Here is a 12,608-nt window from a genome sequence, read left to right as displayed (position 1 = left end):
AGAAGATTAAATATAGAAAACAGGAGAAGATTATGAAAGAGAATCTTAAGAAGCTGGCTAAATACTACAAGCCGTATTTAGGCACATTTATACTTGATATGATACTGGCAATGATGTCAGCGGCGGTGGCACTTGTGATACCACTTGTTGTAAGGTTCATTACATCAAAGGTCGCATATATGAGTGCCAATGAAGCACTTTCAAGAATTATGATTATTGTTGGAGTGCTGTTTGTGCTTGTATTGATACAGTGGGGCTGCAACTACTATATATCTAATTATGGACATGTAATGGGCGCAAAGATTGAGTATGACATGAGGGCAGAGATATTCAATCATTATCAGAAGCTGTCATATTCATTCTATGATGACCAGAAGGTTGGACAGTTATTGTCAAGAATAACATCAGATTTATTCGATATTACAGAGCTTTTGCATCATGGACCTGAGAATATAACTATTTCACTGATTAAGATAATTGGTGCATTATGCATATTAAGTTCGATTGACTTAAGACTTACGATTGCTGCATTTGTACTGATTCCTTTTATGCTTGTGTTTGCGTATGTGCTTAACAAGCGCATGAAGAGGGCATTTAAGAGAAACAGGGTAAGAATAGGTGAGATAAATGCTCAGATAGAAGATAATCTGTCTGGAATAAGGGTTGTTAAGTCATTTGCAAATGAGGATATCGAATGTGAGAAGTTTAAGAAGGGAAATGACTTGTTCCTTGAATCTAAGAGAGACAGCTATCATTATATGGGAATGTACAATGCGGGACTTACTGCATTTACAACAATGATAAATGTAATCGTAATCGCAGCAGGCGGTATTGGAATTGCAAAGGGCTGGGTAAATATCACGGATTTCGTTACATTTTTACTGTATATAAATATTTTTACGGAGCCAGTTAAGGTGCTTATTGATTTCACAGAGCAGTTCCAGAATGGCTATTCGGGTTACGAAAGATTTTTAGAGATTCTTTCAGTAGAGCCGGAAATAGCTGATAAGCCTGACGCAAAGGAACTTACTGATGTGAAGGGTGCAATAACATTTGAAAATGTGTCCTTCAGATATAAGGACGGCGTGGACGAGGTGCTTTCCGGGGTTAATCTGTCAGTAAGACCGGGAGAATATGTTGCACTTGCAGGTCCTTCGGGAGTAGGAAAGACAACACTCTGCTCGCTTATTCCAAGATTTTATGAGGTGACGGGCGGTTCGATTAAGATTGATGGAACAGATATCAAAGATGTTACACTTAAAAGCCTGCGTGACCATATCGGAGTTGTACAGCAGGATGTGTATCTGTTTATGGGTACAATTAAAGAGAATATAAGATATGGAAAGCCTGATGCTACGGATGAAGAAGTAATTCAGGCGGCAAAGCTTGCAAATGCGCATGATTTTATCATGAGCTTTGAGAACGGATATGACACAGATATCGGACAGCGCGGAGTCAAATTGTCAGGCGGTCAGAAGCAGAGACTGTCAATTGCAAGAGTATTCTTAAAGAATCCGCCAATTCTTATATTTGATGAGGCGACATCAGCACTTGATAATGAGAGTGAGCAGATTGTACAGGAATCACTTGAGAAGCTGGCTAAGAACAGAACCACATTTGTAATAGCGCACAGACTTACAACTATTGAAAATGCGGAGGAAATCCTGATGCTTACTGACGAGGGCATCAAGGAGAGAGGAACTCACGAGGAGCTTATGAAGCTTGATGGTGAGTATGCAAGAATGGTTAAGATACATAGTAGGACATAACATACCAGTTTACAATGTTTATATGCAATGCTATTATATAGGAAACGTTGGAAGGAAGATGATAATCATGGACAGAACAAGAAGATTAAGAATGAATGCGACATTAAGAGATATGGTAAGAGAGAATCATGTAAGGGTGGACGAACTTATATACCCTGTATTTGTTACGGAGGAGAACGATGTAATACAGGAAGTACCATCAATGCCGGGAATATGTCAGTATTCGCTTGACCATGTTCTTGAAGAAATCGGACGTGCTGTAGAGGTTGGAATTAAGGGGATTCTGCTTTTTGGAATACCTGTACATAAAGATGAGGTCGGAAGTGAGGCATATGACGAGAAAGGTGTTGTGTGCAGGGCAATACGCCTTATTAAGGATGCTTATCCACAGCTTGTAATTATGGCTGATGTGTGCCTGTGTGAGTACACCTCACATGGACACTGCGGACTTGTAAAAGACGGAGTTATATTAAATGATGAGACTTTGCCGCTTCTTGCAAAGGCGTCAGTTGCTTATGCTAAAGCGGGGGCAGATATAATCGCACCAAGTGACATGATGGATAAGAGAGTTGAGGCAATCAGAAATGCACTTGATGAGGCAGGATTTATAAATATTCCTATATGTTCATACAGTGCCAAATTTGCATCAGGATATTACGGACCGTTCAGGGATGCCGCACATTCAGCACCGGGATTTGGTGACAGAAAGACATATCAGATGGACCCGGCTAATGGAAAAGAAGCGTTAAGGGAAGTTGAAGAAGACATATTAGAAGGTGCAGACATGATTATTGCAAAGCCGGCACTCGGATATATGGACGTTATGAAAGAGATAGCGCTTAACTTCAATATTCCAATTGTCGCTTACAATGTAAGCGGTGAGTATGCGATGGTTAAGGCAGCAGCAATAAATGGCTGGATTGATGAGAAGAAGATTGTAATGGAGAATATGACAGGCTTTAAGAGAGCCGGAGCTAAGATGATAATAACATATCATGCTATAGATGTGGCAAAATGGTTAAAGGAAGAGTAACATTTTTAGCAGTATTAAATTAAGCAGGAGGAGCTGGTTTTATGAATGAAGAGATGTCAAGGGATTTATATGATAGAGCAGTAAAACATATGCCGGGTGGTGTAAACAGTCCTGTCAGGGCATACAAGGCAGTTGACAGAGTGCCAAGATTCATAGCTTCTGCCAAGGGAGACAGAATTACTGATGTAGACGGGAATGAAATGATTGACTACATATGTTCATGGGGACCGGGAATATTAGGCCATGCACATGACAGAGTAATTGCAAAGGTTAAGGAAGCTGCGGAAGCAGGCCTTACATATGGTGCACCAACCAAGAGAGAAGTTGAGATGGCAGAGCTTATATATGAGCTTATTCCTACAATGGAGGTGAGTCGTCTTGTAAGCTCAGGAACAGAAGCCGTTATGAGCGCAATCCGTGTGGCAAGAGGCTACACCGGAAGAGACAAGATAATTAAGTTCAGAGGCTGTTATCATGGACATTCTGACGGACTTTTAGTAAAAGCCGGTTCAGCAGCACTTACAACATCAGTTCCGGACAGTGCAGGAGTTCCTGCAGATTACACTAAGAATACACTTGTAGCAGAGTACAATGATTGCGATTCTGTGAAGGAGCTTTTTGATAACAATAAAGATGAAATAGCTGCGGTAATAGTTGAACCTGTTGCAGCTAACATGGGAGTTGTGCTTCCAAGACATGGATTTCTTGAATTCTTAAGAGACATAACTAAGGAGAATGGAAGCCTTCTTATATTTGATGAGGTAATAACAGGCTTCAGACTTTCAATTGGCGGAGCGCAGGAGTACTTTAACATAAAGCCAGACCTTACAACTCTTGGAAAGATTGTAGGTGGGGGTATGCCAGTCGGCGCATATGGCGGACGTGCTGATATTATGCGAATGGTAAGTCCTGACGGCCCTGTATATCAGGCAGGAACATTGTCAGGCAATCCAATTGCAACAGCAGCAGGCTTAGAGACTTTAAGAATCTTAAGAGATAATAAGGATATATACGACAGACTTGAGACTAAGACAAAGCGTATTGCTGACAGTGTAAGAAAATGTGGAGCCGGAAGGGTATCGGTTAATCAGATTGGTTCACTTATGAGCATATTCTTTACATCAGATGCAGTTGAAGATTATGACAGTGCAGTAAAGTCAGACACTAAGAAGTATGCAGAATACTTTGGACATATGCTTGATAACGGAATATACATTGCACCATCACAGTTTGAAGCAATGTTCGTATCAGACGCACACACTAATGAGGATATCAACCGTACAATAGAGGTTATGGAAGAATTCTTCAGGAAATAATTCGGATAGTAAGTGGGAATACAGATGCAGTTAGGATATGTAGGAATTAATTATAAGAATACAGACCTTTCAGTAAGGGATAAGATTACATTCACAGACAGCGGGATAGCAGACTTTATGCAGCAGGCAGAGGAAGCAGGTGTGAACCAGTGCATGTGCCTTTCAACATGCAACAGATGCGAAGTGTTTTATCTGTATGAGGATGAAACATTTGTACAAGTAATGTCCGATTTATTCAATGATTATTTTGGACTTACAGATACTAAATTAGCCGGTGTCAAATGTGGTGAAGAAGCACTGGTATATCTGTTTTGCATAGCCGCCGGACTTGAAAGCATGGTGCTTGGAGAGGATCAGATACTAGGCCAGTTAAAGGATGCGGCAGACCTTTCAAGAACGCTTGGACACAGCGGGAAAGAGCTTAATTATATAGTAAGAGAAGCGGTAAGCTGTGCAAAGCGGATTAAGACAGAGTACAAGGTAAGTGAAAAACCGGTATCTGTATGCTATGTCGGTATTCAGGAGTTAGACAGAGTATGCGGCATATCAGGAAAGCACGCGCTTGTTATAGGAAGCGGCAAAACAGCGGCTCTTGCCATAAGATATCTGGCAGAATATGGCGCTGATGTAACAGTGTGTTCAAGAACTTATCAGCATGCGAAGGCGTTGCTTAAGGAATTTCCAGATATTCAGGTTATTGCATATGATAAGAAAACAGAAGCACTTAAAAGCAGTGATATAGTTGTCTCAGCGACTTCATCACCTCATCTGGTGATTAAATGTGCTGAATTATCAGGGGGTAAAAAGATGACACTTCTTGATCTTGCTGCACCAAGAGATATAGAAAAATCGGCAGGTGACATTTTTGGAGTTACTCTTATTGACCTTGACAGGATAGGTGGGATTGTGAAGTCTAATCAGAACGAGAGGGCACATTTGCTAAAGGAAAGCCAGTGCGTGATTGATGAGTATATAGAGGAAACAAAGAAATGGCTCACATCAAGCAGAATGGATACAACTATCCAGTCGCTTGGCAAAAAATGTGATGAGATAGTACAGGACAGCTATGATTATCTTAACCGCAAGATTGACCTTTCAGACCATGACAGGGTAATCTTAAAGAAGATTCTTAAGTCGTCATTACACAGATTGTTAAAAGAACCGATTGAAGAATTGAAAAATGTGGAAGAAAATGAACAGCAGCAGTATAAAGATATGGTTGAGAGACTGTTTGGCTTGTAGGGAGGATTATGCATTACAGAATAGGAACGAGAGGTTCGAAGCTGGCACTTGTCCAGTCGGAATATGTTAAGAGAAGAATGGAAGAGGCGTATCCTGAGGATACATTTGAACTTGTTATAATTAAGACAACAGGCGACAAGGTTACGGATAAGCCGCTTGCTGCGATTGGAACTAAGGGGCTTTTTGTAAAGGAGATTGAGGAAGCGCTTCTTTCAGGCAGCATTGATATGGCGGTTCACAGCATGAAGGATATGCCGGCTGAATGTGCGACTGGACTTACATTTGCAAAGGCGTGGAAACGAGAGGATTGCAGAGATGTACTTATATTAAAGACTGCAGGAGGTTTTTCAGAACTTCCTTCCGGTGCGATTATAGGCACTGGGAGCCTCAGGCGTGCATGCCAGCTTGCAATGCTGCGTCCTGATATCCAGTTTACTGCTATCAGAGGAAATGTTGATACAAGAATTAACAAACTTATGGACGATTCATACGGACTTGATGGAATTGTGCTTGCGGCAGCAGGACTTAACAGACTTGGCAGGTCATCGGAGATAACAGAGTACCTTGACCCAGAGGTCGTTATTCCGGCACCGGCACAGGGAGTTCTTGCAATTGAGACTGCAGAGGTGAATACAGAACTTCTTGATAAGATAAATGCTTTGTCAGATGATAATTCTGATAGAGAAGCTGTTGCTGAAAGAACATTTTTAAGATTAACAGGCGGCGGCTGTCATGCCCCGGTTGGCGCACACTGTGTGACAAAGGATAACGGTGACCTCGAATGGTTGTGTTATTTGGTAATGATGATTGCAGCAGGATTCTTAGAATTGAGGTTACAGGAACTGACAGTGAGGCGGTTGGCCACGAAGCAGCCCGTATGCTTGGATTGGAGTAGATTGTGGGTAAATACATATATACATATATTGAAAACGGACAGATGTACGATAAAAGCCCTTCCCTTGCAGAATTACTTGCAAAGGAGGGGCTTTCCTGCGAAAAAATAGTGACTGGCAAGATTGATTATATTCATGTGGAGAATCTTTTGGAAAAGATAAAAGATGCACAGTGGCTTGTGTTTACAAGTAAAAATGCTGTGGCTGGGTTTGCTTATAATATGGGGGAGATGGCTTGTGAAGGCGAGCCGGATTGTGATGGTGCGTTGAATGGAGACAGTGTTGAAGCTTTTGATGTGAGGAGCGGGCTTCCTGACGGTATTAAGATCGCGGTAGTCGGCAATAAAACTAAAGAAGCTCTAAGAACGGCATGCGGTTTTGAGGCAGACTTTGTATCATATAAATCTACAGGCTTGGAACTTGGAAGGAGTCTGATGAATATTGCAGCCGGCAAGATTGTATATCTGTGTGCCGAAGTCACAAGCGGTTCACTTGAGGAAGCTATGAAGGAGTATGAAAACTTAATTAAGATTCCAGTATATAGGAATGAATATGTTGATACATATGCAGAGTACGGAATGAAAGATTACAGTGATGTCTCAGGAATAGCTGTTACAAGTGGCAGTAGCGGTGAGAGAATAAAATGGCTGATTGACAAGCTTGGCGAGTCATGTGAAGTCCAGTGTATAGCATTGGCCCTGCCTGCAGCAGAAAGCTTGTTGAGGCGGGTGTGCCGGAGGGGCGGATAATTGAAGCTTGTGAGCATAGTTATAGCGGGCTGGTGGAAGCGATTAAGAAGTCAGCGGGGAAGCCGGAAGCGGGAATTGGACGTTAGAGCGGAGAGCGGAATACACATGATTTAAAAAAGAAAAATAAAAAAGTACTGTACAAATCAAAATCATTGTTCTATAATAACATACAAACATGGTATGTTTATGTATTACATAAACATAACACCAGATTCATGAAATGTTTTCATGAATTGATATTAGAAAATGTGGAATAATACCACAAGAAAAGAGGATTGTATGGGAAAGATATATAAATCAGCAGCAGACTTAATAGGTAACACACCACTTGTAGAAGTCGGACATATTGAAGAGAAGTTTGGACTTAAAGCAAGAGTACTTGTTAAGCTTGAATATTTTAATGCAACAGGAAGCGTTAAGGACAGAGTTGCCAAGGCAATGATTGAAGATGCTGAGGAGAAAGGTATTCTTAAGCCAGGCGCAACAATTATTGAGCCTACATCTGGCAATACAGGAATCGGACTTGCTGCTATTGCAACAGCAAAGGGTTACAGAACAATAATAGTTCTTCCAGAGACTATGAGTGTTGAAAGAAGGAATATAATTAAGGCATATGGTGCAGAGATTGTACTTACTCCTGGCTATAAGGGAATGACAGGTGCTATTGCCAAGGCAGAAGAATTAAAGAATGAGATTGAAGGAAGCATGATTGCTGGACAGTTTGTTAATCCTGCTAACCCGGATGCACACAGAAGAACAACTGGTCCTGAGATATGGAATGATACAGATGGAAAAGTTGATGCATTTGTTGCAGGTGTTGGTACAGGTGGAACAATTACAGGTGTTGGTGAATATCTTAAGTCTAAGAATAACAAGATTGAGATAATTGCAGTTGAGCCTGCAACTTCACCGGTACTTTCACAGGGCAAGCCGGGACCACATAAGATTCAGGGAATTGGAGCAGGCTTTGTTCCAGAAATTCTTAACACTAAGATATATGACAGCGTAGTTCCAGTTGATAATGATGACGCATTCGAGTATGCCAGATTGATATCACACACAGAGGGAATTCTGGTTGGAATATCGGCAGGTGCAGCACTTTATGCAGCAATCGAGTGGGCTAAGAAACCAGAGAACGAAGGCAAGACAATCGTTGCACTGCTTCCGGACAGCGGCGACAGATATTACTCAACATCACTTTTTGAGAACTAATAGCAGAATAAATGTGTCAAATGTGGACATTCTATAAGGGCAGGGCGTAAGTCCTGCCCTTTTCGTGCTTTGAAGGGATTTAGCGGCAATATGGGATATCGAAAGGTGCTTTAAAGTGTGGGTGAAAATGTGCCAGTGAAAGGAGTAAGCATGACTGATTTTACAACTAACATAGACATGAATGTCCGCATGATGAATGAAAAGTTAAGAGTGGACAGAAATTTTGACATTCTGCAAAGAGATGTATTAATAGGTGGTAAGAGAACACATTTTTACTTTATAGATGGATTCGTACAGGAAGAAACAATTGAAAAACTGGTGCAGTTTTTTTATTCATTGAAAGAATCGGACATAAAGGATATAGATACATTCTTAGAAGTCGGAATGCCGTATACAGAGATTGAAAAAAACGGACATTACGACGAAGTGGAGAAGGCATTTCTTTCAGGACAGACAGTCATGATAATAGATGGCTTTGATGAATGTATACTTATTGACTGCCGCACTTATCCGATGCGTTCAGTTACAGAGCCTTACAAAGACAAGGTTCTGCGTGGCTCAAGAGACGGATTTGTTGAGACACTTGTGTGCAATGCGGCACTTTTAAGAAGAAGAATAAGGGATAGCCGTTTTTCAATGGAAATGTATACTGTAGGGGAACGCTCCAGGACAGATGTTGCTGTGTGCTATATTGATGATAAGGTTGATAAGAAGCTGCTTGAAAGAATTGAGAATCTGATAAGCAGCATAGAGGTTGAGGCGCTCACTATGAATATAGAGAGCCTTGCGGAATGTATGTTTAAGGGAAAATGGATTAATCCGTTTCCTAAGTATAAATATTCCGAAAGACCCGATACCGCTGCAGCAGCACTTTTTGATGGAAATATAGTTATTATGGTAGATACATCACCTGCAGTAATGATAATTCCAACAAATGTATTTGATATAATAGAAGAAGCAGATGATTTTAATTTTTCGCCAATGATAGGAACTTATATAAGACTGTCGAGGTTTTTCTTTACATTGCTGACTGTTTTTCTTACACCTGTGTGGCTTTTGCTTGAAAGCAATCCACAGTGGGTGCCTGAATGGTTGAAATTCATAACGATAAGTGAGGATATAACGGTTCCGGTTATATTGCAGCTTTTTATTCTTGAACTTGCAGTTGACGGGCTTAAGCTGGCGGCGGTCAATACGCCAGGAATGCTGTCGACACCTTTGAGTATTCTTGCCGGTATTGTTGTGGGAGAATACGCTGTGGAGTCCGGGTGGTTTAATTCAGAATCGCTTCTTTATATGGCAGTTGTAACGGTTGGAACTTACTCACAGGCAAGTTTTGAGATGGGATATGCATTAAAATTCATAAGAATAGTCAATCTGATTCTGGTGCAGTTCTTTGGAAGAATCGGACTTCTGGCAGGAGCCATATTTGCGATAGTGCTTGTATGTTTTAACAGGACAATATCAGGAAAAAGCTACATTTATCCGGTGATACCTTTTAACAGCCAGATGTTTAAAAGAAAAATTCTTCGGGTACGACTGCCGCACAAAATAAAAAATAACTAGCAATATATGGCGTATTAAGCATTAAAATATGGTTTAACACGCCATATATTGCTAATTAATTGCAAATGTGATACAATACAAAAAACATTTGAATAAGATATATAAGATTTATGGATTTGGAGATGTTTAATTATGATTAGTGATTATGAGGAAGTTGTTATCAGGTTTAAGGCATATAGGATAAGTTATCCATTAACACAGAAAGAACTTTCGGATAAATCAGGCGTTTCATTAAGAAGTATTACTCGGTTTGAAAGTGGAGAAGATATAAGTCTTGTTAATTTTATGAAATTAATGAATGCGATGGAGCTTATGAATAATTTCGTGAATGTGATACCAGATATGAACAACCGGCCATCATCTTATTTGAAAAATGTTAAAACAAGGCAGAGAGCATCTGCAAAAAGAAAAGCAGATACTGGATTTAAATGGGGGGAAGATGAATGATAAATACAGCGGAGGTAATGCTTTGGGGCACAAGAATTGGAATAATTCATATGAATGAAGCAAATGGGGTTGTTGCATTTGAATATGATAAAGATTTTTTAAAGAGTAATATTGAGGTATCACCTATACATATGCCATTATCAGAAAGAGTGTATGAATTTCCGGAACTTGCAAGGACAGCATTTCATGGAGCACCTGGATTGGTAGCGGATTCGCTTCCAGATAAATTTGGTAATAAAATTATAGACAGATGGCTGGCTGAGCAGGGGAAATCAATTAGTGAATTTAATGTTATAGACAGACTGTGCTATACAGGAAAAAGAGGTATGGGTGCATTAGAATATATACCAGCAACAAGTCCGTTTGACAGTACAATAGAGGATGTTAATATATCGAAAATGGTAGAGTTTGCATCTGATGTATTATCTGATAGAAAAGATAAGCTGATTAATCTGAAAGATAATGCTGGATATAGCCAGCTTGTGCTATTGGGAACATCTGCAGGTGGTGCAAGAGCAAAGGCGCTGATTGCATGGAATGAAGATACGGGAGAAATAAAAAGTGGACAGATTAATGCTGGTGATGGATTTGAATACTGGCTTATGAAGTTTGATGGAGTATCTAAAAATGGGGATCATAATCTGGAAGATTCAGTAGAATATACAAGAATCGAATACGGATATTATCTTATGGCAAAAGCAGCGGGGGTAATTATGAATGAATGCCGTCTGCTTGAAGATGCCGGATATGCACATTTTATAACTAAACGTTTCGATAGGAACAATAATAAAAAAATTCATATGCAGACATTAGGAGCAATTTCACATATAGATTACAATATTCCGGGATTATGCAGTTATGAACAGGCAGCATATTATATGAATAGACTAGGTATACCATATTCAGATGTGGAACAATTTTATAGAAGAATGGTTTTTAATGTTATTCTGATTAATCAGGATGATCATGTAAAAAATGTTTCTTTTCTGATGGATAAGAATGGTGTCTGGAGATTGTCACCAGCATATGATGTCACATTTGCATATGACAGCAGCAATATGTGGTTGAAAGCACATCAGATGCTTATAAATGGAAAAAGTTCAGATATAAGTTATGATGATTTGATAAAATGTGGAATAAACATGGGAGTAAGCAAGAGAAAATGTGATGCAATAATATCGTATATAGAAGATGTTGCAAAAAGATTTTCGGATTATATGGATATGGCAGGTGTCAGGGAGAAAACCTGTCAGATTATGAATGACATTATAATTAGCAATAATATTAGAAAAACAGGAGATTAATCATGGAAAAAACAAACGAGAAAAAAGATTTTTTACAGAAAACATTGGTGGTGTGCGCTCTTGCACTTGTGTGTACATTCCTTTGGGGAAGCGCATCACCATGTATCAAATTAGGATATGCGCTGTTTAAGATACCGTCAAGTGAAACATGGACACAGGTATTATTTGCAGGAACAAGATTTGTGCTGGCAGGAGTACTCACAATCTTAATTGGAAGTATTCTTAACAGAAAAATGCTGCTTCCAACGAAATCAAGTGTACCAAGTATAGTAAAGCTTGCAATGTTCCAGACAATTCTGCAGTACATATTCTTCTATATCGGACTTGCACACAACAGCGGAGTAAAGGCGTCAATAATTAACGGTTCTAACACATTTTTCGTAATACTTGTATCAACAATTATATTCAGACAGGAAAAGCTGAATCTGAAGAAAATTATCGGCTGTGTGATTGGTTTTGCAGGTGTTATCGTAGTCAGCATGAATGGACAGAAAATCGACATGAACTTAAGCATTATGGGTGACGGAAGTCTGTTCTTATGTGCGTTGTCATATGCATTTTCATCATGCCTTATGAAGAACTATTCAAAGAAAGACAATCCGGTAATGTTGAGCGGTTATCAGTTCATATTCGGTGGAATAGTAATGATTATATTAGGACTTGTGATGGGCGGTAGAATTACACACGTGTCAGTATCAGCAATACTAATGTTATTCTATCTCGCATGCATATCAGCCGTAGCCTACTCAATATGGGGAATACTGTTAAAGCATAACCCGGTATCCAAAGTGGCAATCTTCGGCTTCACCAATCCTGTATTCGGAGTCCTTCTTTCAGCATGGTGGCTTGGAGAAGGAAGCAGAGAGCTTGGAATAAATGCATTAATAGCGTTAGTATTAGTGTGCATAGGAATCTGTATAGTTAATGTGAAGGGAAAAGCGAGAGGATGAAGTCCAAAAAGTGCGTCATAGCGCGACGGATTGGATTTTAAAGTAGTGGAGAGACATGTTGAAGTCCAAATAAACGAATTGGCACGCCTATTTTGGACTTCAACAAGGCCGCACAGCAGAAAAAAGT

11 protein-coding genes are annotated in these 12,608 nt (G+C 39.9%); all 11 read left to right on the top strand.

Annotated features, from left to right (window positions below; translation table 11 throughout):
- Positions 1–32 precede the first annotated feature (32 nt).
- The 11 genes from DW963_RS07665 (at position 33) to DW963_RS07615 (ending at position 12,481) form a co-directional block, all read left to right on the top strand.
- Positions 33–1,769, top strand: coding sequence for an ABC transporter ATP-binding protein (locus DW963_RS07665; RefSeq protein ID WP_022097827.1), 1,737 nt, complete (start codon positions 33–35; stop codon positions 1,767–1,769).
- A 67-nt stretch (positions 1,770–1,836) separates the two neighbouring features.
- Positions 1,837–2,802, top strand: coding sequence for a porphobilinogen synthase (gene hemB / locus DW963_RS07660; protein WP_117914800.1), 966 nt, complete (start codon positions 1,837–1,839; stop codon positions 2,800–2,802).
- A gap of 41 nt (positions 2,803–2,843) precedes the next feature.
- A complete protein-coding gene (hemL, locus tag DW963_RS07655; protein WP_117914798.1) occupies positions 2,844–4,118 on the top strand; it encodes a glutamate-1-semialdehyde 2,1-aminomutase in 1,275 nt (424 codons plus the stop codon).
- Between the two features lie 24 nt (positions 4,119–4,142).
- Positions 4,143–5,360 (top strand): glutamyl-tRNA reductase, encoded by a 1,218-nt coding sequence (hemA, locus tag DW963_RS07650; protein WP_117914796.1) that lies wholly within the window; start codon positions 4,143–4,145, stop codon positions 5,358–5,360.
- 8 nt (positions 5,361–5,368) lie between these two features.
- Positions 5,369–6,364: a hydroxymethylbilane synthase gene (gene hemC / locus DW963_RS07645; RefSeq protein ID WP_286169175.1), complete on the top strand. Its 996-nt coding sequence runs from the start codon at positions 5,369–5,371 to the stop codon at positions 6,362–6,364.
- Positions 6,298–7,002 (top strand): uroporphyrinogen-III synthase, encoded by a 705-nt coding sequence (locus DW963_RS07640; RefSeq protein ID WP_286169174.1) that lies wholly within the window; start codon positions 6,298–6,300, stop codon positions 7,000–7,002. Before hemC ends, DW963_RS07640 begins: the two co-directional genes overlap by 67 nt.
- 279 nt (positions 7,003–7,281) lie before the next feature.
- On the top strand, positions 7,282–8,214 hold the full coding sequence (gene cysK / locus DW963_RS07635; protein ID WP_117914792.1) for a cysteine synthase A: 933 nt from the start codon (positions 7,282–7,284) through the stop codon (positions 8,212–8,214).
- A gap of 150 nt (positions 8,215–8,364) precedes the next feature.
- Positions 8,365–9,780, top strand: a complete 1,416-nt coding sequence (locus DW963_RS07630) for a spore germination protein (protein WP_117914790.1) — start codon at positions 8,365–8,367, stop codon at positions 9,778–9,780.
- Between the two features lie 132 nt (positions 9,781–9,912).
- The gene (locus tag DW963_RS07625) at positions 9,913–10,227 is read left to right on the top strand and encodes a helix-turn-helix domain-containing protein (RefSeq protein ID WP_012738998.1); all 315 of its coding nucleotides are present in this window, start codon (positions 9,913–9,915) and stop codon (positions 10,225–10,227) included.
- Positions 10,224–11,531 (top strand): type II toxin-antitoxin system HipA family toxin, encoded by a 1,308-nt coding sequence (locus DW963_RS07620; protein ID WP_117914788.1) that lies wholly within the window; start codon positions 10,224–10,226, stop codon positions 11,529–11,531. The genes DW963_RS07625 and DW963_RS07620 overlap by 4 nt, the downstream gene beginning before the upstream one ends.
- A gap of 2 nt (positions 11,532–11,533) precedes the next feature.
- Positions 11,534–12,481 carry a DMT family transporter gene (locus tag DW963_RS07615; protein ID WP_117914786.1) on the top strand — a complete coding sequence of 316 codons (948 nt, stop codon included), beginning with the start codon at positions 11,534–11,536 and terminating at the stop codon, positions 12,479–12,481.
- Positions 12,482–12,608: the final 127 nt, after the last annotated feature.

This window comes from Eubacterium sp. AM46-8 (assembly GCF_003466705.1).
Classification (GTDB): domain Bacteria; phylum Bacillota; class Clostridia; order Lachnospirales; family Lachnospiraceae; genus Lachnospira.
The sequence above is the reverse complement of the archived record's forward strand: the minus strand, read 5'-3'. Positions and strand labels throughout refer to the sequence as shown.